The following is a 25,868-nucleotide window of genomic DNA, read 5'->3' as shown; positions in this document are numbered from 1 at the left end:
GCCGTGCTTACAGGCGCTTACTGGCCTCGACATTCTGTATCGACAAACCGCCGCTCGAACCGGGTCGCGCGGCGAAAAGTCCGCGCACGTTGCGCGTGTTTCAGTTGCCGTTGCGCGTGCCGCCGTTGCTCGCCGGAAACGTCATCGACACCTTGAAGCCACCGCCTTCCGCGTTTTCCGCCTTGAACGAGCCGCCGTTATAGCGCACCAGACGACGCACGATGGCGAGTCCGAGGCCGCAATGCGCGTCGCCGCTGCGCGCCTGATCGAGTCGTACAAACGGTTGCAATGCACGATCGAGCTGGTCGGGCGGAATACCCGCGCCGTGATCGCGCACCACCAGCACGAAGTTGCCTTCGCGCTTGAAGGTGGAGATGTCGACGGTGGGGTCGCCGTAGGTCAGCGCGTTCTCGATCAGGTTCGACAGAATGCGGTCGAGATCGACGAGCGGCAGCCGGAAGCCGTCACCCGCGTGCAGATCGAGTTCCACCAGCGGGTCTTCATCGAGCGTATCGCCGTAATTGCGCTTGCAATGCGCATCGACGCTGGCGTGCGGCGACGCGTCGGCGGTTTCGCGCGCGAAGTCGAGAAACTGCGTGACGATCCGCGACAGCGATTCCGAATCGCGCAGAAAGCCGCGACGGGTCGCTTCGTCGGGCAGCAGATCGGCGCGGACCTGCATCCGCGTGATCGGCGCGCGCAGATCGTGTGCGACACCGGCAAGCATCACCGCGCGCTCCTGATCGGCCTGCGCGAGATCGTGGACCATCTGGTTGAAGTCGACGATCAGTTCTTTCAGCTCGCGTGGACCGCTCGCTCTGACGACCGGCGCGCGATGGCCGACGCGAAACTCGCGCGCGGCCATTGCAAGCCGGTGCATCGGCCGTTGAATCTGCCACGCGCCGAACAGCGCGATCATCACCGCGAACACAAGCATCAACGCCGACGCGCTCAGAAAGCGCCGTGGCGTGAGCGCCGCGCTATCGAGCCTGAGCCAGGTGGATTCGGCGCCGTAGCGGATCCAGATCCGCCCGTGCTCTCCGTCGATCACGACATTGCTGCCGGGCGGCAGCGCGTTGCGCAGATCGCGGTCGAACGGACCGGTCGTGTTGATGCAGGGCGCGGGGCAACCTTCGGCGATGCGCTGCGAGGCCGGCACGATCGTCACGTCGAGGATCTTGCGGATATGTTCCGCGTCGAGCACGCCGGCGTGCTCCGCCTTGACTGCGACTTCGACGTTGCGCCTGACATGGCTCGCATCGACCGCGCCGCGCTCGTTGTCGACCACGAACATCGAGGTCAGGTGAACGATGACGATCAGACCGACCATCATCAGGGCAAGACGGCCAAACAGCGTATTGAGGGGGTTTTTCATCAAGCAGGTTCTTCTTCGTCACTGTCGCCAGGGACGAACATGTAGCCCACGCCGCGCATCGTCTGGATGCGGCGCGGGTTGGCGGGATCGTCTTCGAGCAGGCGGCGCAGACGCCACACCGGCACGTCGATGCCGCGCTCGGTCACGTCGGCGCCGGGACCGTGCAGCAGATCCACGAGCTTGGCGCGCGACAGCGTTTCCATCGGATGGGTCGCGAGCACTTCGAGCAGCGCATATTCGCTGCCCTTGAGCTTGAGCGGTTCTTCGTCGCGGAACAGCGTGCGCGTGGCGAAGTCGAGGCGGAAGCGGCCGAAACGGATCGCGTCGCGCTTTTCGGCGGGGACAGCAGCCGGCAACGCCGCATGACGGCGTAACACCGCATGAATCCGCGCGAGCAGTTCTTGCGGCATGAACGGCTTGCCGAGGTAATCGTCGGCGCCGAGTTCGAGACCGATCACGCGATCCACGCCGTCCGCACGCGCGGTCAGCATGATCACGGGAATCGTGTCGCCGCTCGAGCGCAATTGACGCAATGCGGTCAGGCCGTCCACGCCGGGCATCATCAGGTCTAGCACGATGATCGAAGGGCGTTCGCGTTCGAGACGGCGCGCGAGATGCGTCGCGTCGTGCAGGACGGAGATTTCGACGCCGCGTTGCTGGAAGAACGTTCGCAACAGATCGCGAAGAGCTTCGTCGTCGTCGACCAGAAGGACCTGGATAGGCGTGTCGGACATGATTGGGCGGCCGGAGTTGGGGGCGGACAAGTAGCGCTCACGAAAGCCCGCACGACGATGTTGCGCCGCACGGCGTAGGCTCCACGAAATGTAGCGTAAGACGGGGCGGAAGCGCTTCCGGCGTCTTAGGCGCCCTTACAGTTTATTACGGCTTGCGCTGCCGGGGCAGCCCGCGTTTCGGCGAGACAGCGGAACGCGGTGGAGACGATCTGATCGGCATCGAGATCGGCGCGCGCTTGTGCCGGCATCATCAGTCGCTTTCTAAAGAAGCCGGTGAGTACCGCGTGAATGAAATTCGCGGACTGCCGCGCGTCGAGATCGGCGGGCAACTGACCCAGCGCGACCGCGCGTTGCAACACGGCTTCGATCTGCGCTTCCGCGCGCATGCCCGCCATGTGAATCCGCTCGCAGAAGTCGGCGGTCTCCGGTGCGCTCTCGCATTTGGTGAACGCAATGCTGTACAGACGCCGCGCCTTGCCCGCGTGGAGCGCCTCGCGCAGGCGTCGATGCAGATCCGCGCGCAGGCATTGCAGCGGATCGCTTGCGTCGTTTTCGTCGCTCGTCGGCGCGATCGCGAAGGGATCGAGCGGCAGGTCCGAGCATTCGAACATCGCCAGAAACACCGCCTCTTTGTTCTTGAAGTGGCCATATACCGCGCCACGTGTGACGCCCGCTTCCCGGGCAATGTCGTCGAGCGACGTGCGGGTCGCGCCGCGCGAGAAGAACGCCCGCTCGGCCGCGTCGATGATTCTTGCGCGTGTGTCGAGCGCCTGCTGCCGTGTCCGTCTCATCCTTGCTTCCATCCTTCAGCGGCGTGCGACGAGAGGACTCTCGCGATACCGCTGACTTGATAACGGGCCGATCTTAGAGCGGTGATCTAAGCGGTTGCTTAACGAGTCTTACTGTTGATTGGTGGCGGTAACCCTCGCGTGCGTGATCTCTACTATCGTCGGCGGCTTAGTGTGTCGGCGTGCAATAAATTTTAATTTGTGCGCTGAGGCTCCCGTCCAATTTTCGTTCAGGTCGTCCATGCCAAGGCCCTCACATCCGCTTCCTTATCGCCTGATCGCGGCACTCGCCGCGCTGTCGTTCGTCGCTGCGTGCGGCGAAAAACAGGCGTCTCAAGCGCCGCAGATTCCCGAAGTCGGAATCGTCACCGTTAAACCGACCAGCGTGCCTGTCGTGACTGAACTGCCGGGTCGCGTCAACGCGTTTCTGGTGGCGGAAGTCCGTGCGCGTGCGGACGGCATCGTCCTGAAGCGCGAGTTCACGGAAGGCAGCCAGGTGAAAGCGGCCAGCGTCTGTATCAGATCGATCCGGCGCCGTACATCGCGTCGTTGAACAGCGCGAAGGCGACGCTCGCGAAGGCGCAGGCGACGCTGGTGTCGGCGCATGCGGAAGCAGAGCGCTACAAGGTGCTGGTCGCGGCCAACGCGATCTCGAAGCAGGATTACGACAACGCCGTGGCCACCGAAGGGCAGGACGCCGCCGACGTGCAAGCCGGCAAGGCGGCGGTCGATACCGCGCAGATCAACCTCGGTTACACCAGCGTGACCTCGCCGATCAGCGGCCAGATCGGCAAGTCGTCGGTGACGGAAGGCGCATACGTGCAGTCGAGCGCCGCAACCTTGCTCGCCACCGTGCAGCAGCTCGATCCGGTCTACGTCGATCTGACGCAATCGAGCCTCGCCGGTCTGAAACTGCGCCGCGACGCGCAGGAAGGCCGTCTGAAACTGAGCGGCCCGAATGCCGCGAAGGTCACGCTGATTCTCGAAGACGGCCAGCCGTACAGCGAACCGGGCAAGCTCGAATTCTCCGATGTCACCGTCGATCAGACGACCGGCTCGGTGACGGTGCGCGCCACCTTCAAGAACGACAAACGCGTGCTGCTGCCGGGCATGTTCGTGCGTGCGCGCATCGAGGAAGGCATCAACGAACAGGCGATCGTCGTGCCGCAGGTCGGCGTGACGCATGACCAGAAGGGCAACCCGACGGCGCTCGTGGTCGGTGCCGACGACAAGGTCGCATTGCGCACGCTGGTGACGTCCGGCACGCAGGACGCGAACTGGATCGTCGAAAGCGGCCTGAAGGAAGGCGACCGCGTGATCGTTCAGGGCACCAGCAAAGTGCAACCCGGCATGACGGTGAAGACGGTCGACGCACAGTTGCCGGCGACGCCTGCATCGGGTGCAGCCAGCGCGTCCAGCGCGCAATAAGCGGAGCGCCTGATGGCAAAATTCTTTATCGACCGCCCGATCTTTGCATGGGTGATCGCGATCATCCTGATGCTTGCGGGGGTCGCGTCCATTTTCAATCTGCCGGTCGCGCAGTATCCGACCATCGCGCCGCCGGCCGTGCAGATCAGCGCCACGTATCCGGGCGCATCGGCGAAGACGGTGGAAAACACCGTCACGCAGGTGATCGAACAGCAGATGAGCGGTCTCGACCACTTGCTGTATCTGTCGTCCACGTCCGATGACTCGGGCAGCGCGACCATTACGCTGACGTTCGCCGCCGGCACCAATCCGGACATCGCGCAGGTTCAGGTGCAGAACAAACTGCAACTGGCGACGCCGCTGTTGCCGGAAGCGGTGCAGCAGCAGGGCACCAAGGTGACGAAGTCGAGCAGCAGCTTCCTGATGGTGATGGCCTTCGTGTCCACCGACGGCAGCATGGACCGCTACGACCTCGCCAACTACGTCGCGTCGCATGTCGAAGATCCGGTCAGCCGGGTCGATGGCGTGGGCACGGTGCAGCTGTTCGGCACGCAGTTCGCGATGCGCGTGTGGCTCGATGCGAACAAGTTGAACAAGTACAGCCTGACGCCGGTCGATGTGCAGACCGCGCTGACCAACCAGAACGTCCAGGTGGCCGCAGGTTCGCTCGGCGGCACGCCGTCGGTGCCGGGCCAGGCGTTGCAGGCGACCATCACGCAGGCAACCTTGCTGCAGACGCCCGAGCAGTTCGAGAACGTGCTGCTGAAGGTGAATCAGGATGGTTCGCAGGTTCGCATCCGCGATGTGGCGCGGGTCGAACTCGGTGGCGAAAACTATAACTTCGACACCAAGTTCAACGGTCAGCCGACAGCCGGCTTCGGTATCCAGCTGGCGACCGGCGCGAATGCGCTGCAAACCGCGCAACTGGTGCGCGCGAAGATCGATTCGCTGTCGCAGAACTTCCCGCACGGGCTGAAGGTGAATTACCCGTACGACACGACGCCGTTCGTGAAGCAGTCGATCGAAGAAGTCGTGAAGACGCTGATCGAAGGCATCGTGCTGGTGTTCCTCGTGATGTACCTGTTCCTGCAAAACCTGCGTGCCACGCTGATCCCGACGATCGCGGTGCCGGTGGTGCTGCTCGGCACGTTCGCGATCATGTCGGCGGCGGGTTTCTCGATCAATACGCTGTCGATGTTCGGTCTCGTGCTGGCGATCGGCTTGCTGGTCGACGATGCGATCGTGGTGGTTGAAAACGTCGAGCGGGTGATGGCCGAAGAAGGCCTGTCGCCACGCGAGGCGACCCGCAAGGCAATGGACCAGATTACCGGCGCGCTGGTCGGCGTGGCGCTGGTGCTGTCGGCGGTGTTCGTGCCGGTGGCATTCTCGGGCGGCTCGGTCGGCGCGATCTACCGTCAGTTCTCGCTGACCATCGTCGCAGCCATGGTGCTCTCCGTGCTGTGCGCGCTGGTCCTGACGCCGGCGCTGTGCGCGACCATCCTGAAGCCGATTCCGCAAGGTCATCACGACGAGAAGAAGGGTTTCTTCGGCTGGTTCAATCGCAGCTTCGACAAGAGCCGCGACAAATATCACAGCGGCGTGCAGCACGTGATCCGGCGTGCCGGTCGCTGGCTGGTGATCTATCTGGCGGTGATCGTCGCGGTGGGCGTGCTGTTCGTGAAGCTGCCGAAGTCGTTCCTGCCGGATGAAGATCAGGGCACGATGTTCGTGATCGTTCAGACGCCGCCGGGTTCCACGCAGGAAACCACCGCGCGCACGCTGAAGAACGTGTCGGATTACCTGCTGAACGACGAGAAGGACGTGGTCGATTCCGTGTTCACGGTGAACGGCTTCAGCTTTGCCGGTCGCGGTCAGAACTCGGGTCTCGTGTTCGTGCGGCTGAAGGACTACAGCCAGCGTCAGCATTCGAACCAGAAGGTTCAGGCGCTGGTGGGCCGTGTGTTCGGGCACTACGCGGGCTACAAGGACGCGATGGTGATTCCGGTGAATCCGCCGTCGATTCCGGAACTGGGTACGGCGTCGGGCTTCGACTTCGAGTTGACCGACAACGCGGCGATGGGTCACGAAGCATTGATGAATGCGCGTAACCAGCTGCTCGGCATGGCCGCGAAAGATCCGTCGCTCGCACTCGTGCGTCCGAACGGCCTGAGCGACACGCCGCAGTTCAAGGTGGTCGTCGATCGCGAGAAAGCGGAGTCGCTGGGCGTGACCGTCGCCGATGTCGATCAGACGTTCTCGATTGCGTGGGCATCGGCGTACGTAAACAACTTCCTCGACACCGACGGCCGGATCAAGAAGGTGTACGTGCAGGCCGAGCCGCAGTTCCGGATGAATCCGGAAGACATCGCGAAATGGTATGTGCGCGGATCGAGCGGAACGATGGTGCCGTTCTCGGCCGTCGCATCGACCGAGTGGACGTACGGTTCGCCGAAGCTCGAACGCTACAACGGTATTTCGGCAATCGAAATCCAGGGTCAGGCGGCAGCGGGCAAGAGTACCGGCCAGGCGATGGACGCGATGCAGAAGCTGGTCGCGAAACTGCCGAAGGGAATTGGCTACGAATGGACCGGTCTGTCGTTCCAGGAGCGCCAGTCGGGTTCGCAGGCGCCGATTCTGTACGGCATCTCGATCCTCGTCGTGTTCCTGTGTCTCGCGGCACTGTACGAAAGCTGGTCGATTCCGTTCGCGGTGATCATGGTGGTGCCGCTCGGCGTGATCGGCGCACTGCTCGCGGTGACGATGCGCGGTCTGGAGAACGACGTGTTCTTCCAGGTCGGTCTGTTGACCACGGTGGGTCTGTCCGCGAAGAACGCGATTCTGATCGTCGAGTTCGCCCGTGAGCTGCAACGCGATCAGGGCATGTCGGCGATGGAAGCGGCGGTGGAAGCTGCGCGTCTGCGCCTGCGTCCGATCCTGATGACGTCGCTCGCGTTCATTCTCGGCGTGATGCCGCTCGCGATCAGCAACGGCGCGGGTTCGGCCAGCCAGCACGCAATCGGCACCGGTGTGATCGGCGGCATGTTGACCGCGACGTTCTTCGCTATTTTCCTGATCCCGATGTTCTACGTCGTGATCCGTTCCCGATTCACCCGTGACGATGCGCCGAAGGTGGACGACGCGCAGCACGAAGGACATTGACATGCAGAAACATGCACTGATCGTGCTTGCGGTTGCGGCACTCGCGAGCGGTTGTACGCTCGCGCCGAAGTACCAGCGTCCGGACGCGCCGGTCACCGCGAGCTTTCCGAAAGGCGGCGTCTACGAGACGCAACCGGCGTCGGGCGAGGCCGCGCGCAGCGCGAAAGGCCGCGCCGCGACCGATATCGGCTGGGACGAGTTCTTCGCCGATCCGCGTCTGAAGCGCGTGATCGAACTCGCGTTGCACAACAATCGCGACTTGCGTGTGTCGGTGCTGAACGTCGCGGAAGCGCGCGCGCAGTATCGCGTGCAACGCGCCGAACTGATGCCGACGCTGAGCGCGACCGGCACCGGCACGCGTACCCGCACGCCGGCCGACCTGTCGTACGTGGGTCGCTCGACCGTGGGCAGCGACTACCAGGTGGCCGGCAGCGCATCGTGGGAACTGGACTTCTTCGGCAAGGTTCAGAGCCTGTCGCAGAAGGCGTTGGACACGTATCTGTCCACCGCGCAGGCGCGCAAGGCCGCGGAAATCGCGCTGGTCTCGCAAGTGGCGGACCAGTATCTGACGATGGTGGCATACGACGAGATGCTGGCCGTCACGAAGAACACGCTCGATACCGCGACCAATTCGTACAAGCTGACCAAGCTGCAGTTCGATACCGGCACCGGTTCGGAACTGGATCTGCGTGAAGCGGCCGGTGTGATGCAGCAGGCGCAGGCGAACTACGAGAGCTATCAGCGCTCGCGCGCGCAAGCTGAAAACGCACTGGTGCTGCTGGTGGGCGAGCCGTTGCCCGACGATCTGCCGGCCGGTTTGCCGCTCGGCGATCAAGGGCTGCTGGTCGATGTTCCGGCCGGTTTGCCGTCCGATCTGCTGACACGCCGGCCGGACATCATCGAAGCCGAAGCGACGCTGAGAGGCGCGAATGCGAACATCGGCGCGGCGCGTGCAGCGTTCTTCCCGAGCATCTCACTGACCGGCAACATGGGTTATGCGAGCGCGAGTCTCGGCCAGCTGTTCAAGCCGGGTCAACTGGCATGGAGCTGGGGACCGTCGATCTCGGTGCCGATCTTCGCGGGCGGTGAAAACCGTGCGAACCTCGATCTCGCGCACCTCGAAAAGAACGTCGCGATCGCGCAGTACGAAAAGGCGATCCAGACGGCCTTCCGCGAAGTCGCGGACGGACTGGCGGCGCGCGGCACGTACGATCGCCAGATCTCGTCGTTGCAGGCCTATACGGGCTCGCAACAGCGTCGCTACGATCTGTCCAATCTCCGTTACAAGAACGGCGTGGACAGCTATCTGTCGGTGCTGACCGCGCAAACGGATCTGTACTCGGCGCAGCAGTCGCTGATTACCGCGTCGCTGGCGCGTCTGACGAACCTCGTGGATCTGTACCAGTATCTCGGCGGCGGTTGGGTCGAGCATACCGGCGACCAGCCGCGTCCGGCCGATGCACCGTTGTATGACGCGCCGGCCGCTGCGAACGCGGCATCCGGCGCGGTCGCGACGACCAAACCGGCGGCTTGAGATTCACCGTTGTTTTCACACTGTAATGTTTCGAAACGGGCAATAACGGTACGAAACCAACGCTTCGACAGGCGTTGATACATTAGGGTCAAGCGGTGGCGGCACGTTGTGATGACGTGCCGCCATTCTTTTTGCAGCGCGTCCGCGCTGTGTCATCTGCTTCGATACCTGCCCCGTTCAGCGCGTGAAACTCAATCGTTCGCCCCGTCGCCTTCTGATAATCGTCGCCATCGTGATCGCTGGCGTCATCGTATGGCAGGCTTTTGCCGCGATGCATAAACGGCCGCGGCCGCCGCAACCGGATACGCCGGTCACGATCGGCACCGCTTCGAACGCGGACATTCCACTGCAACTCGACGCGCTCGGCACCGTCACGCCGCGCGCCACCGTCACGGTCAAAACCCAGGTCAACGGCACGCTCGATGCGGTGCTCGTCAACGAAGGCCAGCAGGTCAAGGCCGGTCAGGTGATTGCGCGGATCGATGCGCGGGCGCTGCGCGCGCAACTGCTCGAAGCGCAAGGCACGCTCGAACACGATCAGGCGCTGCTCGCGAACGCACAGGCCGATCTTCAACGGTACCAAAGCCTGATCGAGGGCGGCTCGATTTCGCGTCAGACGCTCGACACGCAGCGCTCGACGATGCGCCAGTACGCAGGCACCGTGAAGGCCGATCAGGGCAGCGTCGCGAATCTGCAGGTGCAGGTGGGCTATTGCGACATCGTCGCGCCGATGGACGGCCGGATCGGGCTGTTGTCGGTCGATGCGGGCAACTACGTGACCACCAGCGACTCCACCGGGATCGCGACCATCACCACCGAAGCACCGACCGATATCGTCTATGCCGTGCCCGAAGACAAGATCGGCGACGTCGTGGACGCATTCCGCACGAGCGGCGCACTCGCCGTCGATATCCTCGCGCGCGACAAGACCACCTTGCTCGATCACGCCACGCTGAAGGCAATCGACAATCTCGCCGATACCAGCACCGGCACCGTCAAGCTGAAGGCGCTCGCGCCGAACCACGACGGCCGCCTGTTTCCGAACCGCTTCGTCAATGTGCGGATGACCGTCGGCACCTTGCACGATGCGCTGACCGTACCGACCGTCGCGATCCAGCACGGCGCGAACGGCGATTTCGTGTTGACCATCGCCGCCAGCGACGCGCAAAAGGGCGCGGGCAGAGTGACGCTGCGTCACGTGACGGCGGGCGTGGCTTACGGCAGTGTCACCGTGATCCAGAGCGGCGATCTGCGCAAGGGCGACACGGTGATCGTCGATGGCGCGGACAAACTCGACGACGGCAGCGCCGTCAAGATCGTCAAGTCATAACAGGCGCATACGTTCAGCATGGATATTTCGCGCCCGTTTATCCGTCGCCCGATCGCGACGGGGTTGATGACCCTCGCCTTTCTGCTGATCGGGCTGATCGCGTACCGGCTGATGCCGGTTTCCGCGTTGCCCGAAGTGGACTATCCGACGATCCAGGTCTACACGCAGTATCCGGGCGCATCGCCCGATGTGATCAGCACGTCGGTCACCGCGCCGCTCGAAAAATACTTCGGTCAGATGGCGGGACTGAAGCGGATGAATTCGACGAGTTCGCTCGGCGTGTCGCTGGTGACGCTGCAATTCCAGACCTCGACCGGGCTCGACGAAGCCGAGCAGGAAGTGCAGGCGGCGATCAACAGCGCGAACAGCACGCTACCTTCGTCGTTGCCGTATCCGCCTGTCTATAGCAAGGTCAATCCCGCCGACACCGCGATCCTGACGCTCGCCGTCACGTCCGATGCGTTGCCGCTCACGCGTGTCGAAGACCTGACGGACACGCGCCTCGCGCAGAAGTTGTCGCAGGTATCGGGTGTGGGTCTCGTCACGCTGTCGGGCGGCGCGCGGCCGTCGGTGCGGGTGCAGACCGATTCGCGCGCGCTGAATGCGAAAGGCCTGTCGCTCGAAGATATTCGCACGGCGGTGAGCGATGCCAACGTGAACAGCGCGAAGGGCACGATCGACGGGCCGAAGCAGGCGTTCACCATCGATGCGAACGATCAGCTCACGTCGCCGCAAGATTATGCGGATCTCGTGCTCGCGTACAAGAACGGCGCGCCGGTGCGTTTGTCCGATGTCGCGACCTTGTCGGAGACGGCTGAAAATCCGCGTCAGGCGGCATGGAGCGGCGCATCGCCCGCGATCATCATCAACGTGCAGCGTCAGCCGGGTGCGAACGTGATCGACGTGGTGGATCGCATCGAGGCGCAGTTGCCGCAATTGCGCGCGACGATGCCCGCCACCGTGAAGATCGCGGTGCTGAGCGACCGCACGCAGACCATTCGAGCGTCGGTGCATGACGTGATGCTCGAACTCGCGGCGGCGATTGCGCTCGTCGTGATGGTGATTTTCGTGTTTCTGCGGCGCATCGAATTCACCGTGATTCCGGCGGTGACGGTGCCGTTTGCATTGATCGGCACGGTCGCGGGCATCTACGCGCTCGGCTTCAGCATCAATAATCTGACCTTAATGGCGCTGACGGTGGCGACCGGTTTCGTCGTCGACGATGCGATCGTGATGCTCGAAAACGTGATGCGTCACATCGAAAGCGGCGAGACGCCGCTCGACGCCGCGTTGAAAGGCGCGCGGCAGATCGGCTTCACGATCCTGTCGATTTCGGTCGCGCTGGTCGCGGTGCTGATTCCGCTGTTCTTCATGCCTGATGTGATCGGGCGGCTGTTCCGCGAATTCGCGTTGACGCTCGCTATTGCCATCGTGATTTCCGCGTGGGTGTCGCTGACGCTGACACCGATGATGGCGGCGCGCATGCTGCGCGCGGATCACGCGGATACGTCGAACGAAAGCGCGAAAAACGGCTTTCTCGACCGCGTGAATCGCCGTTATCTCGACGGTCTCGACTGGGCCTTCGAACATCGCGCGATCGTGCTGATCGTGGTCGCGGTGACGTCGGCGCTGACCTTCGCGCTATTCGCCGCAATGCCGAAAGGCTTCTTTCCCGAGCAGGATACCGGCCTGATCGAAGGGATCTCGCAAGGCTCGCCGCGTATTTCGTTCGAACGGATGGCGACGCAGCAGCAGGCTTTGGGCAAACTGGTCGCGCAGGATCCGGGGGTGGCGAGCGTGTCGTCGTTCGTCGGGATCGATCAGAACAATTCGACGATGAACACCGGCCGCATGCTGATCACGCTGAAGAGCGGCGCGGCCGCGAGCCGCGACGTGATCGACCGGCTGAAACACGCCACCGACGGGCACGCGGGCATGCAGTTGTATCTGCATCCGGTGCAGGACCTGACGCTCGACGACCAGATCAACGCGAACACGTATCGCGTCGGCGTGCAGGCGATGGATCGCGCGGAACTCGCCGAGTGGACCAACCGGTTGCTGGTTGCATTGCGCGCCGATCCGCTGTTCACCGATGTGCAGAGTCAGGCGCAGCAGCAGGGCAACGTGCTGAAGTTCGATTTCGATCGCGCCACCGCATCGCGGCTCGGCATTACCGCGACCGACATGGATAACGTGTTGTACGACGCGTTCGGCGACCGTCAGATTTCGACCATCTACACCCACGTCAATCAATATCACGTGACGCTGGGCGCCGATCCGCGACTGGTCGGCGATTCGCCGCTGGCGATGCTCGACGGTCTGTTCGTACCGGCCACCAGTACGAGCAGCACATCGACTACGTCGAGCACATCGAGCACGTCGGGCAGCAGTTCGTCGAGCACCACGAGCAGCAGCTCGACATCGAGCAGCAGTTCGAGCAGCACGACGAGCTCGCTCGCGCCGTTCTCCAGCATCGCGACCGCTTCGCTGACGTCCGCGCCGCTGACGATCCAGCGTCAGGCGCAATTCCCGTATGCCGACGTGTCGTTCAACGTGGCGTCGGGCGTGACGCTCGGCACGGCGATCAGTCATCTGGAGAAGATCGAAGCGTCGCTCGATCTACCCGCCGACGTCCAGGTGAATCTCGAAGGTGCCGCGCAACTCTACAGTTCGTCGCTCGGCAATGAAGCGTTGTTGCTGATCGGCGCGCTGGTGGCCGTCTATATCCTGCTCGGCATCCTGTATGAAAGCCTGCTGCACCCGTTGACGATTCTGTCGACGCTGCCGTCGGCGGCATTCGGTGCGCTCGGCGCGTTGATGCTGTGCGGCGACCAGCTGGACATCATCGGTTTGATCGGCATCGTATTGCTGATCGGCATCGTGATGAAGAACGCGATCATGATGGTCGACTTCGCGCTCGAACAGGAACGCGAACAGCGTCTGATTGCCCGCGACGCGATCCGTCGCGCGTGCGAACTGCGCTTCCGCCCGATCCTGATGACGACCTGCGCGTCGCTGTTCGGCGCATTGCCGCTCGCGTTGGGCAGCGGTATGGGCCATGAATTGCGTCAACCGCTCGGCATCGCGATCATCGGCGGGCTGGTGGTCAGCCAGTTGCTGACGCTGTTCTCCACGCCGGTGATCTATCTCGCGCTGCATGGTCTCGCCGCGCGCGTGTCACGCCGGTTCGGGCCGCGTGCGTCCGGCAACGCGCAAGGCTGAGGCAACGGATGAACCTGTCTGCGATTTTCATCCGCCGTCCGATCGGCACGGTACTGCTGGCAATCGGCCTCGCGCTTTTCGGCGCGATGGCGTTCCGGCTGTTGCCGGTCGCGGCGTTGCCGTCGGTGGATTTTCCGGTCGTGATGGTCAGCGCGACGTTGTCGGGCGGCGACCCCGACACGATCGCGAAGACCGTCACCGCACCGCTCGAACGCGCGTTCGGCTCGATCTCCGGCTTGTCGCAGATGACCTCGCAAAGCTCGTCGGGGTCGTCGCAGATCGTGTTGCAGTTCGATCTCGATCGCGACATCGACGGTGCCGCGCGTGACGTGCAAGCGGCGATCAACGCCGCACGCAGCAACCTGCCGACCACGCTCACACAAACGCCGTCGTACCGGAAAATGAATCCGGCTGCCGCGCCCGTGCTGATTCTCGGTCTGACATCGGACACGGTCGGCGTCGCGCAGATGTACGACTACGCGTCGTCGGTATTGCAGCAAAAGCTGTTGCAGGTGTCGGGCGTCGGCGATGTATCGGTCGGCGGCGGCTCGCTGCCGGCTGTGCGCGTCGAACTGAATCCGGACCAGTTGAGCCACTACGGCGTGTCGCTCGAAACCGTGCGCACGGCCATCGCCGATGCGACCGTCGACAATCCGAAGGGCGCGGTAAGCGCGGGCGGCGAACACTATGTGGTCGGCGCGAACGATCAGTTGCACACGCCGAAAGACTACGAGCCGCTGGTGATCCGTCAAAGCAACGGCACGGTGGTGCGCGTGTCCGATGTGGGACGTGTCGTGCAATCCACCGAAGACCTGCGCAATTACGGGTTGTCGAACGGCAAGCCGGCGGTGTTGCTGATCGTATCGAAAGAGCCGAATGCGAACGTGATCAAGACCGTCGATGCGATCCGCGCCGCGTTGCCGGGTTTGTCGGCGAGCTTGCCTTCGACCGTCAATCTCGGCGTCGTGCTCGACGGTACGCAGACGATTCGCGCGTCGGTGTTCGACGTCGAAATGTCGTTGCTCGCGGCCGTGCTGCTCGTCACGATCGTCACGTATGCGTTTTTCCGCGACTGGCGCAGCACGCTGATTCCGGCCATCACCGTGCCGCTCGCGCTGGCGGGCACGTTCGCCGCGATGTATTTCCTCGGCTACAGCCTGAACAATCTGTCGCTGATGGCGCTGACCATCTCGACCGGCTTCGTCGTCGACGATGCGATCGTGGTCGTCGAAAACATCATGCGACATCTCGATTCCGGCAAGTCGCCGCTCGCCGCCGCGCTCGACGGCACGCGCGAAGTCGGCTTCACGGTGCTGACCATCAGCGCATCGCTGGTCGTGGTGTTTTTGCCGCTGATCCTGATGAGCGGGATCGTCGGCAGGTTATTCCGCGAGTTCTCGGTGTCGCTGGCGATCGCGATCATGATTTCGATGGTGGTGTCGCTCACGCTCGCGCCGACGCTCGGTCGTCTGTTGCTGAAAGGCCGCCCCGAAGGCGACGCGCACAAGAAAGACGGCTTCGAAGAAAAAGTGGTGAGCCGTTACGCGCGCAGCTTGCGCTGGGCGCTGCGCCATCCGCGTTCGATGCTCGCCGTCACGGTGCTGCTGCTGTTCGCGAACGTCGGGTTGATCATTGCAATGCCGAAGACGTTTTTCCCGCTCGAAGACACCGGCCGGTTGATGGGACGCATCCAGGCCACGCAAAGCATTTCGTTTCAGGCGATGAAGGCGAAGTTCGACGAAATCAACCGGCGCATCCTGCAAAACAACGAAGTCGAAAGCGTGTCCGGCTATGTGGGCGGACGCAATGCCGTCAGCGACAGCATGATGTTCATTACGCTGAAGCCGCTCGGTGAACGCAAACATAGCGCCGACCAGGTGATTGCCGATCTGAGCCGGCGCACCGCGGATATTCCGGGCACGCGTCTGTTGATGATGTCCGCGCAGGATCTGATGTTCGGTGCGCGGCAAAGTGCGGCGCAGTTCCAGTACACGGTGACCGCCGAAGATCAAACCACGCTCGATACCTGGTTGCCGCGCATCGAGGCGAAGCTGCGTGCGTTGCCGCAGTTGCGCGACGTGAATACCGACGTGCAGAGCGCCAGTCTCGCGATGAAATTGCAGGTGAATCGCGATGCGGCGGCGCGTTTGTCGGTGCCGTTTTCATCGATCGACGACACCTTGAACGATGCGTTCAGTCAGCGTCAGGTCGCGACGATTTACGGCCCGGTGAACCAGTATCACGTCGTGATGGAAGTCGCGCCCGAGTACTGGCAGGATCCGAAAACGCTCGACACCTTGTACGTTCCGGCCACGGCAGGCACGTCGTCTTCGTCCACGACGACGTCGACTTCGACGTCGTCCAGCACCGATAGCACGTCGGGCGCGACACTCGTGCCGTTGTCCGCATTGGCCACGCGCGCGCTCACGCGTGCGCCGGTGACGATTGCGCACGCCAACCAGTTTCCGGCGGTTACGCTGTCGTACAACCTGGTGGACGGCGTGGCGATGAGCGACGCGAATGCGGCCATCAGCGCGGCGGTGGCATCGCTACATCTGCCGAATTCGATCGTGCCTTCGTTTGCGGGCGCGGGCGCGCAGATGGGGCAGAGCGGCGGCAGCGAATTGCTGCTGGTGATCGGCGCGCTGATCGCTGTGTATATCGCGCTCGGCATCCTGTACGAGAACCTGATTCATCCGTTGACGATTCTCTCGACGCTGCCGTCGGCGGGACTCGGTGCGTTGCTGGCGCTGTATGTATCCGGTTTCGAACTGTCCATCATCGCGTTGATCGGGATCGTGCTGCTGATCGGCATCGTCAAGAAAAACGCCATCATGATGGTCGATTTCGCGATCACCTACGAACGGCAACACGATGCGAGCGCGGAAGAGTCGATCTATCAGGCGTGTCTGACGCGCTTCCGTCCGATCACGATGACCACGCTCGCCGCGTTGCTCGGCGCAGTGCCGTTGATCGTCAGTACCGGATATGGCCATGAATTCCGCCACCCGCTCGGCGTGGCGATTCTTGGCGGCCTCGTGGTCAGCCAGATGATTACGCTCTACACGACGCCGGTGATCTATCTCTGGCTCGACCGGTTCAACGGGCGCAACCGTAAGCGCCAGAATGGAGTTGCACGATGAAGTTAACACCGGTGCCTCGCGCGATCCGCCATGTGCGACGCGTATCGACGATCGCGCTCGCGACGCTGTGCGCCGCCTGCACGATCGGACCCGACTATGTGCGTCCGGCGATGACCGTTCCGGCGACGTACAAGGAACAGACCGCTTCGGGATTGTGGCAGCAGGCGACGCCGGACCCGGCCGGCGCGATCGACAGCCGCTGGTGGACGCTGTTCCATGACGACACGCTGAATGCGTTGTGCGAGCGCGCGCTCAAAGCGAACCAGACGATCGCCGAATACGAAGCCGCGTACCGTTCGGCGCGCGCGCAGGTGGCGGCGAGTCGCGCGAGCCTGTTCCCGACGGTATCGTTCGCGGGATCGGGCACGCGTTCGGGCGGCGGTGCATCGTCGTCGTCCACGTATTCGAGTTCGTCGGGCAGCGTCAGTAGTTACACGACCAAAAACGTGACGGGTGAGCTCGAAGCGAGCTGGGAGCCGGACCTGTGGGGCAGTGTGCGTCGTTCGGTCGAATCGAGCCGGGCCGCCGCCGACGCGTCCGACGCGCAACTCGCCGGCGAGCGCCTGAGCATCCTCGCGACGCTGACGGTCGATTATTTCACCTTGCGTCTCGCCGATGCGGACCTGGCGCTGCTCGTCGGGCAACGCCGGATCGATGCCGAACTGCTCGCGCTGACGGAAGCGAAATTCAGGAACGGCGTGTCGTCTTACGACGATGTGCGCACGGCGCACAACACGATGCAGGCGATCGACGAAAGCATCGCGACCGCGCAACTGACGCGTCGTCAGTACGAGCATGCGATTGCGGTGCTGGTCGGCGAAGCGCCCGCGACGTTCTCGTTGCCGGTGCAGGACGATTACCGTTTCGAGTTGCCGGTATTGCCCGCGACGGTGCCGTCGCTGCTGTTGCAGCGTCGTCCGGACGTGGTGCAGGCGGAGCGCACGGTGGCCGAGTACAACGCGAAGATCGGCGTGGCGAAAGCGGGCTACTTTCCGACGCTGACGCTGTCGGCCGACGGCGGCTACAGCGGCACGTCGCTCGCGCATCTGGTGTCGCTACCGACGCGTTTCTGGTCGCTCGGCCTGAACGTCGCGCAGACGATTTTCGATGCAGGCGCAACCAGTGCCGCAGTCGATCAGGCACGCGCGAATTACGATCAGCAGGTGGCGTCGTATCGTCAGACGGTGTTGAGCGCGTTCCAGGATGTCGAGGACTATCTGAGCGCAGTCCAGATCACGTCGCAACAGGCGGTGGCGGCGCAGGCGGTGGCCGTGCGTAGCGGCGAGTTGTCGGCGAGCCAGTTGCGCGGCTTCGACGCGGGAACGTCCAGCCGGATGGACGTGCTGGATACGCAGTTGACGGAGATGCAGGACCGGAAACTGTCGCTCGATTACAGCGGCCAGGCGCTTCAGGATGCGGTGTTGCTGGTGAAGGCGTTGGGTGGCGGCTGGCAGCCGTCGGAGGCGGCGGAAAAGACCGCCGCGCAGTAAGAAAGTAACGGGAGTCGAATCCGGCTCCCGCCATAGTCGGTCGCGGCGTTAGCGTGCGCGGCCGCGTCGGGCCATGCGGACCGGCACGTCGTCGTCTGTCAGCGAGAACTGCTGCACCACGCGATGCAGACGGTCGGCCTGTGCCGCGAGACTGCTGGCGGCCGCCGCGCTTTCTTCGACCAGCGCCGCATTTTGCTGCGTGACGGAATCGAGTTGCGAAACCGCGTCGGAAACCCGACCAATACCGGCCGACTGCCGTTCGGCCGAGTTCATCATCTGGCCGATCAACTGGCTCACGCGCGACGTCTGAACGACGATGCCCGTCATGACGCCTCCCGCCTTGCCGACCAGCGCGTTGCCCATTTTCACGCGCGACATGCTTTCCGCAAGCAACTGCTTGATCTCGCGCGCGGCTGACGCCGATCGTTGCGCGAGCGAGCGTACTTCTCCCGCGACCACCGCGAAACTCCGTCCCGCTTCACCCGCTCGCGCCGCTTCGACGGCGGCATTGAGCGCGAGAAGGTTGGTCTGAAACGCGATCGAATCGATCACGGACGTGATGTCGTTGATGCGGGTGGACGACTCGTCGATGCTCGACATCGTCTCGACCACGCGGTTCATCGCTTCGCTGCCGCTGCTTGCCGCAGTCGATGCCGAAACGGCTAGCGTGCCGGTCTGGCTGGTCGTGTCGGCGGTTTCGCGCACGCCGCCGTTGATCTGTTCGATCGATGCGGCGGTCTGTTGCAGGCTGATCGCCTGACGTTCGGTGCGTTGGCTCAGATCGAGCGTGCCGGACGCGATCTCGGCGGACGACTGCTTCACGGCGTCGGCGGCCTGGCTGACTTCGGCCATCGCGTGCTGCACCCGGGTCAGCGAATCTTTCAGCGAGCAGGCCAGAGCGGAGTTCACCGCGACCGACGACACATCGAGGCAGATCGCCGAACGCCGGTTCACGTGACGCACCAGACCGGCGAGCTCGGACGCCTCGATCGAGGACGAGCGCAGTCCGATCGCGAGATACACCTCGATCGAGGTTTGCACGATCACATACGCCGCGTGCAGCAGGATTCTCGGGAAGTTTGCTTCGGCGGTGCAGTAGACCCCGAAGTGCAGCGCCATCATGCGATCGAGGGCGATGTGCTGAACCGCGAACAGGGTTGCGCCCAGCACGATCGGGCGCCAGTCGCGATAGACCAGCATCAGGCCCAGCAGCACGAATACGCCGAAGTGCAATTCGGTGAGTCCACGGCTGAGTTGCATGTGCAAGGTCACGGCGGCGACGTTGCAGCTCACCAGTCCTGCCCAACCCCAGACGGTGCCGCGACCCATGAAGTAGAAGCCGCTGCCGATCACGAGGACCGCGCAGGCATAGGGGAGTCCGAGCGCGAGATCGTCGTAGACCAGACCTAGCGCAATGCAGGCCGCGAATGCCGCCACTAGCGTCACATACATCACCAGATCGCCGTTGCGGGCGATACGGGCGAGGTCTTCCTTTGGGCCGCGTGGCGCGGTTTGCCTGGTGTTTGCTTGATCCATGACTCGACTTCGAATGCTCTTGGTTACTTGCCGGTGCTGACGCACAGTGCCTGATTTCGCACCACGGTCGATAGGGCACGAGTTTTGGCGACAACGGGACATGTGCTCCCGTATGCGCATTAACGGCAGGTTGGGGGGATTCCTTTATGTAAATGTAAGGGGGCGGTATGGTACGTCGTTGCGCCTGGTCAGAACGGAGTCGGGAAGAGGCGGAGTAGACTTTCGGGCGCCGAACGGAACAGGGGGATCACAAAGCCGGTCAATTCAGCGGTGTCCTCAACCCTCGGCCGAGCAACTAGGTTACGAAGCCATGAAGACGAGCAAACTCGAAATTGCCTGGTCATCGGCAATGAACGAATACGAAAAGCCGACGTTGGAAATTCTGTTGGACCGCTTTCCGGTTGTGAGAGTGAATCAGGAAAACGGCGTCGAAAATCTGCTCGCCGAACTTGGCGGACCGGAGGACGACGGAAGGATGGCGCGCACGGTTCCGCTAGATGAACTGATCGAGGCGCTGATTGAAATCAGGAAAGCAATGCAAGCCGGGCGATAAGGCTGAGACGAGCGCGCAGCGTTCCGCATGGGTCTGTGTCAGTGACTCGACTGCGATAGATCTTTGATCTGGCGTGGAATCGAACTTTGCGCAAACCGGTTGGAGTCTCAACAGGCGGGTGTTCACGGGCGCATTCACAGGACTTCGAAAGCAATGATGGAAACGCTCTACTTCGAGGATGTCATTGATATAACGGTGCCGCATCCGTATGTGTTCGTCTACCGGGTGCCGGCTGGAGAGGTGTATTCCGTCGATCGATATTCGCCGTTCATGCGATTGGGCATGCACGAGGATACAACCCTTGTGTTTACGATCTTCGAATCCGCCACGCCCACGATGTTATTGATCGATCAATGGACGCAAATCCATGCAGCCGCTCAGGCTTACCGGCAGTACGTGCTGGACAATATTGCGGACGTCGAAAGGGTCGAGCGCCGCATCGAAGAGGAAGAGACGTCAGCCTCAAGAAAACAATCGTGACGTAGCACGTGACGTGATCGCAGCAGAAACGCAAACGCTTGCAACCCGACGTCGAGCCGACCCCCCCCCAACAAAAAAAGCCCGCTTTCGCGGGCTTTTTTCTTCATGCTCGGTACTCGGTACTGCCAGCCGCTTAGAAGCGGTGACGGATACCAACCGTGCCGACGATCTGCGAGTCGGTCGACGATGCGCTCACGCCGACGATCTCAGCCGTCACGCCCGAGTTGCCCGTGCCCGTCACGTGCTGGTATGCAGCTTCAGCATAGACGTCGGTACGCTTCGACAGCGCGTAGTCCGATTGCAGCGTGACTTGATGGTACTTCGGGCTCGCGCCGTTCAGGCTTGCGTCCGTGAACGTGTAAGCGCCCGACAGCGTCCATGCCGGCGTCATCGCGTAGTGGCCGTTGACTTCGTAGTTCGTGAAGCGAGCGCTGCCGCTGTTGATTGCCAGTGCGCCACCGACCGATGCGTTCGACGAGTTGATCGACGATGCGCCGTTCAGTTGCGTTTGCGTGACCACCAGGCCGACGTTAGCTGCGCCGAAAGCGTAGTTGATGCCTGCGCCGTACGAACGTTGACGTGCTGCCGTGAACGTCGAATCCGAGCTGGTCGCCACTGCGCCGCTCGTGTTCGTCGTCGAGCCTGCGCCGTTCAGTTGCAGGTAACCTGCAGCAACCTTCAGGCCGCCGAACTGGTACGAAGCGCCCAGGCTGTATGCGCGGCTGTCAGCAAAGCTGCCAGCTGCGTTCGAGAAGCCGTACAACGCGCCGAACTTGAAGCCGTCATAGTTCACGCTTTGGAACTTGACAGCGTTGTTGATACGAACCGAGTTGTTCAGGTTGTCGTTGTCGTACGGGTGCGATGCCAGCGTGCCACCGTTTTGCGTGCCGTTCAGCGACAGCGGTGCCACATTGTCCACCAGCGAGTCGTATTGACGACCCATCGTGACCGTACCGAACTGGTTGCTCGACAGACCGACAAATGCCTGACGACCGAACATGCGGCTGTTTTGACCCAGCTTGCCGTTCGACAGGTTGAAGCCGTTTTCCAGCACGAAGACTGCCTTCAGACCGTTGCCCAGATCTTCCGAGCCGCGCAGACCAAAACGGTTACCGTTCAGAATGCCGCTGGCTTGCTGGAAGTTGCTATGACCCGTCGAGTTGCTCGAGTAGGTCAGGCCCGTGTCGATCAGGCCGTACAGCGTGACCGAGCTTTGTGCGTGTGCTACACCTGCGGCGCCAAGGAGTGCGAGCGAGAGGCTCGACAGTGCGATCTTTTTCATTTATTTCTCTCCGTACACGAAAGCGAATGCTAACGAGTTGCGGAGAATATCTGAGGAGTCCGCGCATTGTGTTGATATAGGACTTGACGTTGCATTTTTGCTACGACACACGCATTTAACTTTCGATTTATTATTGTTGCCGCGATGCGCCGTCGTCACAAACGAAATGGGGCGTGCTCCTCTCGCGAGCACGCCCCAAGTACCTGATTTCAAGCCTTTCTCGGAGTCATCAAGTGCGCGAAGCGTATCACGCACCATTCACCCGGACAATCGCACGCGCATTTCAGGTCATTCCAATTTATTGCAACGGGAATGCCTTGTAATATATAGGCGGTTTAAATCGCCGCTTTTAGAGTTTTATCGGGGATTCTTTCGGAATCCGCAAATAGCTGTTGCGATTCCGGTCAATGGGCGTGGGACTTGCATTTGCATGCGGATTCCGTTCCACGCCGCATCGTCAGCGCACGATCTCTTCCGGTTGCAGACTCACGGAAACCACTTCGCTATCGGCAATTCCGCAGGTTGCGCGCACGGGCACCCAGCGGTACTTGTCGCGTACCTTCGCGAATGCGCGCAAGCCCACGGTCTTGTCGACCGGCGACGACGTATCGGCGTCGGCGAGTGCGATCACGGGTGCGGTGCCCGGTGTCGAGCCGGCCACGGTGGTCGCATTGAGCGCGCTGCGGTCGGGCACCATGAACGAGTCGTAGCGCGATGCGGTTCTGACCCAACGGTCGAACGCGGCCACGCAGTTCGCGACTGCGTCGGGCACATGCATGCGTCGCAGATAGTCGTATTCGTCGGGCATGTCGGTCTGGGGATCGGCGTAGGCCTGGTGGCAGGTCCAGCAGATCAGCAGGAGAGCGGATACAGCGGTGATAACCTTCATTCGCGAGTGCAGCCGCCTTGAGCGGTTCGTTGATGACAGCATAGAGAGACAAAAGTATACATGCAGGGTTCACGCAGCCCGGTCCAGACGGACAAAATGCCTGTCCGCAGCACACCGCGATCCACGACGTCACGTATCGCGGCACGATGAACAACAGCAAGGAACGAAGGGCATGACAGTTATCACGCGCGGCGGCCGGCACGCCGCAATCCGCCGCCAAGGAGGCGCGACAGCGCACGCAATCGCGGCATGTGTCGCTCGTACCGCTTGCGTCGTCGCGTCGCTTGCGATTGCATCGTCGGCGTATGCGGCCACGATCACGCCGGTGCTTCCGGCCGCGCCGGCCGGTGGCTGCGGGATGCTGAAAGGGCACGGCGCGACGACCGTGCCGAACAACGCGGCAAGTTTTCGCGAAGGCGCGTTCGCGCTGAACGACGGCGAAGCGATTGCGCTATACGACGCGCACGGCGGCCGGACGTTCGGCACGCTCGCGCTCGAACGCTTCGGCAGCGGCTACGAAGCGTTCTGGCGGCCGATGTCGAGCGACGCATCGTATCTGCTGATGCTGAACGGCAGCGACAGCGCCGCATTGACCGCGACGACCACGCGAAACCGCACGCACTGGACGATTCCGGTGCCGGTCGGCACGGTGGTCGGTCCGCTGGCCATCACCGCCTGCGCCGGTGTGAAAACGGGCACCCGTTAGCGCAAAAAACAAAAACCGATGCTTCGCGCCGACTGCTCAGGTAGCACGAAGCATCGGCGTGTGGCTGGGCACGGCGTCAGCGCGAGATCGCGGCTGACCGTGCTATCGCACGCTACCAGCGCGCGCGAAACGTCTGCCGCAATTCTTCGATCGCGGCTTCATCCAGCGGATCGGGACGCGGCGTCGTCATCAACCATAGCCGCGCGGTCTCTTCCAGTTCTTCGAGCACGTACGACGCGTGCGACACCGAACGCTCCCACGTCACCGGCCCAAGCCGTTCGAGCAACACCGCGCGCACGTCGGCGGCGAGTGCGGCGATCTGCGCGGCCGCTTGCGGATCGCCGGGGCGTCGATAGCGAATCAGCGGGACGTGTCCCACTTTCATCACATAGTAAGGCGTGATCGGCGGCAGGATGTCGTCCTCTTTCCAGACGCCTGCCAGCGTCAACGCGACCAGATGTGTGGAATGCGTATGGACGATGCCGCGTGCTTCGCTGTTCGCCGCGTAAATGCCGCGATGCAGTTCGAGCGTCTTCGAAGGCTTGCCGCCCGATACCGGTTGTCCGTCCAGACCGACTTTCGCGATGTCGGCCGGATCGAGCCGGCCCAGACACGCGTCGGTCGGCGTGATCAGCCAGCCGTCGTCGAGACGCGCGCTGATATTGCCCGCGCTGCCGACCGTGTAGCCGCGCGAATAGAGGTTCGCGCCGACCACGCAGATTTCTTCGCGCAAGCTGCTTTCGGCGCTGCCGTGAATCGACGCAGACAGGTTGCCGCTCATTGCGCGCCTCCAGCTAGATGACGCAAAGCCTTGTCGAAGAAATCGACGGTGCCGAAGTTGCCCGATTTCAATGCGAGCGCGAGCGGTGTGTCGCCGACACTCGCCGTCGCGGGAACGCCCGGATCGATCTGCGCGCCGATCCGCAGCATTTTCACGTCGAGCGCCTGGACGACCGCACCTGACGTCTCGCCGCCCGCGACCACGAACCGGCGCACGCCGCGTTCGCGCAACTGCCGCGCGACCGACGCCAGCGCGTCTTCCACCAGTTGTCCCGCGGCGGCCACGCCGAGTTCGCGTTGCACCGCTTTCACTTCATCGGGCGTGGCGGTCGCATAGATCAGCACGGTCTGCGGCGCGATGCCGGGTGCGGTGTCCGCGTGTTCGGCAAAGAACGCGAGCGCCCGTTCGACGACCGGTTCGCCGCGCGCGAGCGCAAGCGGATCGATCCGGAAGCCGGGACGCTGCTTCAACCATTCGGCGACCTGCGCATTGGTCGCTTTCGATGCGCTGCCCGCCAGCACGACCGACGCGCCGTCGATTGCACCGAGCTTGCCCGCCGTATCGTTCGCGTCGATCAGGCCGGCGCGCTGGAAATTGTCCGGCAAGCCGAGCGCGACGCCCGAGCCGCCGGTGATCAACGGCAAGTCCGCGCAGGCCGCGCCGAGCGTGTGCAGATCGGCGTCGGTCAACGCGTCCGCAATCGCGATCCGCACGCCGTCGGCGCGCAATCCCGCAATCGCGTCGCGCACGGCGTCGACGCCGCGCGCGATCGTGTCGTAACGGATCAGCCCGACTTTCGACGCGGTTTGACGTTGCAGCACGCGCACCAGATTCGGATCGGTCATCGGCGTCAACGGATGGTTTTCCATCCCCGATTCGCTCAGCAAGGTATCGCCGACGAACAGATGGCCGCGATACACGGTGCGGCCGTTCTCGGGAAATGCCGGGCAGGCGATTGTGAATCCGTGTGAATCCGCGTTCGAAATGCCCGACGCCGACGTGTCGAGCGCATCGAGCAATGCGTCCGCGACGGGGCCGATATTGCCCGCGTCGGTGGAGTCGAAGGTCGAGCAGTATTTGAAGAAGAACTGGCGGCAGCCTTGCGCGCGCAGCCAGTCGAGCGCGGCACGCGATTGCGCGACCGCATCCGCCGCGCCGATGGTGCGCGATTTCAGCGCGACGACCAGTGCGTCGGCTTCCAGCTGATCGGCGGAAGCAGGCACGCCGATGGTTTGAACCGTGCGCATGCCGCCGCGCACCAGCATGTTCGCGAGGTCGGTCGCGCCGGTGAAATCGTCGGCGATGCAGCCGAGCAGCGGCCGCGCGTTCGCGCGCGCCGAAGCGTTAAGGGTTTGGGACATGAGAGCCTCCTTTGACGACGATTGTAGCGACGTTCCGCGTGTCGGTGTGAATCGATGTTAAATTATTTGACGGTTGT

General features: G+C 62.9%; 17 protein-coding genes and 1 pseudogene. 10 read left to right on the top strand and 8 right to left on the bottom strand.

The features are described 5' to 3' along the window. Nucleotides 1-100: 100 nt before the first annotated feature. The 3 genes from PW947_RS04995 to PW947_RS04985 form a co-directional block, all read right to left on the bottom strand. Complete coding sequence (locus PW947_RS04995) at nt 101-1,375, bottom strand: ATP-binding protein (RefSeq protein WP_299629966.1); 1,275 nt, start codon at nt 1,373-1,375, stop codon at nt 101-103. Further along, nucleotides 1,375-2,109 (bottom strand): response regulator, encoded by a 735-nt coding sequence (locus tag PW947_RS04990; RefSeq protein WP_299629965.1) that lies wholly within the window; start codon nt 2,107-2,109, stop codon nt 1,375-1,377. Before PW947_RS04990 ends, PW947_RS04995 begins: the two co-directional genes overlap by 1 nt. A 125-nt stretch (nt 2,110-2,234) precedes the next feature. Next, nucleotides 2,235-2,900 (bottom strand): TetR family transcriptional regulator, encoded by a 666-nt coding sequence (locus tag PW947_RS04985; RefSeq protein ID WP_299629964.1) that lies wholly within the window; start codon nt 2,898-2,900, stop codon nt 2,235-2,237. Nucleotides 2,901-3,138: 238 nt separating this feature from the next. Between PW947_RS04985 and PW947_RS04980 the strand changes: the two are divergent. The 7 genes and pseudogenes from PW947_RS04980 (at nt 3,139) to PW947_RS04950 (ending at nt 18,203) form a co-directional block, all read left to right on the top strand. Beyond that, nucleotides 3,139-4,325, top strand: a pseudogene (locus PW947_RS04980) (efflux RND transporter periplasmic adaptor subunit). Nucleotides 4,326-4,337: 12 nt separating this feature from the next. Then, on the top strand, nt 4,338-7,484 hold the full coding sequence (locus tag PW947_RS04975) for an efflux RND transporter permease subunit (protein WP_299629963.1): 3,147 nt from the start codon (nt 4,338-4,340) through the stop codon (nt 7,482-7,484). 1 nt (nt 7,485) lies between these two features. Next, nucleotides 7,486-9,018: an efflux transporter outer membrane subunit gene (locus PW947_RS04970; RefSeq protein WP_299629962.1), complete on the top strand. Its 1,533-nt coding sequence runs from the start codon at nt 7,486-7,488 to the stop codon at nt 9,016-9,018. Nucleotides 9,019-9,289: 271 nt separating this feature from the next. Continuing rightward, a complete protein-coding gene (locus PW947_RS04965) occupies nt 9,290-10,348 on the top strand; it encodes an efflux RND transporter periplasmic adaptor subunit (RefSeq protein WP_299629961.1) in 1,059 nt (352 codons plus the stop codon). Nucleotides 10,349-10,366: 18 nt separating this feature from the next. Then, on the top strand, nt 10,367-13,570 hold the full coding sequence (locus tag PW947_RS04960) for an efflux RND transporter permease subunit (protein WP_299629960.1): 3,204 nt from the start codon (nt 10,367-10,369) through the stop codon (nt 13,568-13,570). Nucleotides 13,571-13,578: 8 nt separating this feature from the next. Then, nucleotides 13,579-16,713 (top strand): efflux RND transporter permease subunit, encoded by a 3,135-nt coding sequence (locus tag PW947_RS04955; RefSeq protein WP_299629959.1) that lies wholly within the window; start codon nt 13,579-13,581, stop codon nt 16,711-16,713. Then, nucleotides 16,710-18,203: an efflux transporter outer membrane subunit gene (locus PW947_RS04950; protein ID WP_299629958.1), complete on the top strand. Its 1,494-nt coding sequence runs from the start codon at nt 16,710-16,712 to the stop codon at nt 18,201-18,203. Before PW947_RS04955 ends, PW947_RS04950 begins: the two co-directional genes overlap by 4 nt. A gap of 48 nt (nt 18,204-18,251) precedes the next feature. On the opposite strand, the gene PW947_RS04945 is transcribed toward PW947_RS04950, so the two are convergent. Then, nucleotides 18,252-19,739 carry a methyl-accepting chemotaxis protein gene (locus PW947_RS04945; RefSeq protein WP_299629957.1) on the bottom strand — a complete coding sequence of 496 codons (1,488 nt, stop codon included), beginning with the start codon at nt 19,737-19,739 and terminating at the stop codon, nt 18,252-18,254. A gap of 310 nt (nt 19,740-20,049) precedes the next feature. Between PW947_RS04945 and PW947_RS04940 the strand changes: the two genes are divergently transcribed. Both PW947_RS04940 and PW947_RS04935 read left to right on the top strand, forming a co-directional pair. Continuing rightward, nucleotides 20,050-20,292: a hypothetical protein gene (locus PW947_RS04940; RefSeq protein ID WP_299629956.1), complete on the top strand. Its 243-nt coding sequence runs from the start codon at nt 20,050-20,052 to the stop codon at nt 20,290-20,292. 153 nt (nt 20,293-20,445) lie between these two features. Further along, nucleotides 20,446-20,772, top strand: coding sequence for a hypothetical protein (locus tag PW947_RS04935; protein WP_299629955.1), 327 nt, complete (start codon nt 20,446-20,448; stop codon nt 20,770-20,772). A 133-nt stretch (nt 20,773-20,905) separates the two neighbouring features. On the opposite strand, the gene PW947_RS04930 is transcribed toward PW947_RS04935, so the two are convergent. Both PW947_RS04930 and PW947_RS04925 read right to left on the bottom strand, forming a co-directional pair. Next, entirely contained in the window at nt 20,906-22,054 is a 1,149-nt protein-coding gene (locus PW947_RS04930) for a porin (protein ID WP_299629954.1), read from the bottom strand. A 457-nt stretch (nt 22,055-22,511) separates the two neighbouring features. Beyond that, complete coding sequence (locus PW947_RS04925; protein WP_299629953.1) at nt 22,512-22,943, bottom strand: hypothetical protein; 432 nt, start codon at nt 22,941-22,943, stop codon at nt 22,512-22,514. A 172-nt stretch (nt 22,944-23,115) separates the two neighbouring features. Here PW947_RS04925 and PW947_RS04920 point away from each other — a divergent pair, with 172 nt between their 5' ends. Next, on the top strand, nt 23,116-23,649 hold the full coding sequence (locus tag PW947_RS04920) for a hypothetical protein (protein ID WP_299629952.1): 534 nt from the start codon (nt 23,116-23,118) through the stop codon (nt 23,647-23,649). Nucleotides 23,650-23,761: 112 nt separating this feature from the next. On the opposite strand, the gene PW947_RS04915 is transcribed toward PW947_RS04920, so the two are convergent. Both PW947_RS04915 and otnK read right to left on the bottom strand, forming a co-directional pair. Further along, nucleotides 23,762-24,430, bottom strand: a complete 669-nt coding sequence (locus PW947_RS04915; protein ID WP_299629951.1) for an aldolase — start codon at nt 24,428-24,430, stop codon at nt 23,762-23,764. After that, on the bottom strand, nt 24,427-25,791 hold the full coding sequence (gene otnK, locus PW947_RS04910; protein ID WP_299629950.1) for a 3-oxo-tetronate kinase: 1,365 nt from the start codon (nt 25,789-25,791) through the stop codon (nt 24,427-24,429). The genes PW947_RS04915 and otnK overlap by 4 nt, the downstream gene beginning before the upstream one ends. Between the last annotated feature and the right edge of the window lie 77 nt (nt 25,792-25,868).

It is taken from the genome of Paraburkholderia sp. (assembly GCF_028283785.1).
Taxonomy (GTDB): Bacteria; Pseudomonadota; Gammaproteobacteria; order Burkholderiales; family Burkholderiaceae; genus Paraburkholderia.
The sequence above is the reverse complement of the archived record's forward strand: the minus strand, read 5'-3'. Positions and strand labels throughout refer to the sequence as shown.

What these genes read in the sequence shown, in the direction of transcription:
- PW947_RS04965 (WP_299629961.1), top strand. Translation starts at nt 9,290, where the DNA reads ATGCATAAACGGCCGCGGCCGCCGCAACCGGATACGCCGGTCACGATC.
- PW947_RS04985 (WP_299629964.1), bottom strand. Translation starts at nt 2,900, where the DNA reads ATGAGACGGACACGGCAGCAGGCGCTCGACACACGCGCAAGAATCATC.
- PW947_RS04940 (WP_299629956.1), top strand. Translation starts at nt 20,050, where the DNA reads ATGAAGACGAGCAAACTCGAAATTGCCTGGTCATCGGCAATGAACGAA.
- PW947_RS04970 (WP_299629962.1), top strand. Translation starts at nt 7,486, where the DNA reads ATGCAGAAACATGCACTGATCGTGCTTGCGGTTGCGGCACTCGCGAGC.
- PW947_RS04950 (WP_299629958.1), top strand. Translation starts at nt 16,710, where the DNA reads ATGAAGTTAACACCGGTGCCTCGCGCGATCCGCCATGTGCGACGCGTA.
- PW947_RS04935 (WP_299629955.1), top strand. Translation starts at nt 20,446, where the DNA reads ATGATGGAAACGCTCTACTTCGAGGATGTCATTGATATAACGGTGCCG.
- PW947_RS04995 (WP_299629966.1), bottom strand. Translation starts at nt 1,375, where the DNA reads ATGAAAAACCCCCTCAATACGCTGTTTGGCCGTCTTGCCCTGATGATG.
- PW947_RS04920 (WP_299629952.1), top strand. Translation starts at nt 23,116, where the DNA reads ATGACAGTTATCACGCGCGGCGGCCGGCACGCCGCAATCCGCCGCCAA.
- PW947_RS04960 (WP_299629960.1), top strand. Translation starts at nt 10,367, where the DNA reads ATGGATATTTCGCGCCCGTTTATCCGTCGCCCGATCGCGACGGGGTTG.
- PW947_RS04945 (WP_299629957.1), bottom strand. Translation starts at nt 19,739, where the DNA reads ATGGATCAAGCAAACACCAGGCAAACCGCGCCACGCGGCCCAAAGGAA.
- PW947_RS04975 (WP_299629963.1), top strand. Translation starts at nt 4,338, where the DNA reads ATGGCAAAATTCTTTATCGACCGCCCGATCTTTGCATGGGTGATCGCG.
- PW947_RS04955 (WP_299629959.1), top strand. Translation starts at nt 13,579, where the DNA reads ATGAACCTGTCTGCGATTTTCATCCGCCGTCCGATCGGCACGGTACTG.
- PW947_RS04915 (WP_299629951.1), bottom strand. Translation starts at nt 24,430, where the DNA reads ATGAGCGGCAACCTGTCTGCGTCGATTCACGGCAGCGCCGAAAGCAGC.
- PW947_RS04990 (WP_299629965.1), bottom strand. Translation starts at nt 2,109, where the DNA reads ATGTCCGACACGCCTATCCAGGTCCTTCTGGTCGACGACGACGAAGCT.
- PW947_RS04930 (WP_299629954.1), bottom strand. Translation starts at nt 22,054, where the DNA reads ATGAAAAAGATCGCACTGTCGAGCCTCTCGCTCGCACTCCTTGGCGCC.
- PW947_RS04925 (WP_299629953.1), bottom strand. Translation starts at nt 22,943, where the DNA reads ATGAAGGTTATCACCGCTGTATCCGCTCTCCTGCTGATCTGCTGGACC.
- otnK (WP_299629950.1), bottom strand. Translation starts at nt 25,791, where the DNA reads ATGTCCCAAACCCTTAACGCTTCGGCGCGCGCGAACGCGCGGCCGCTG.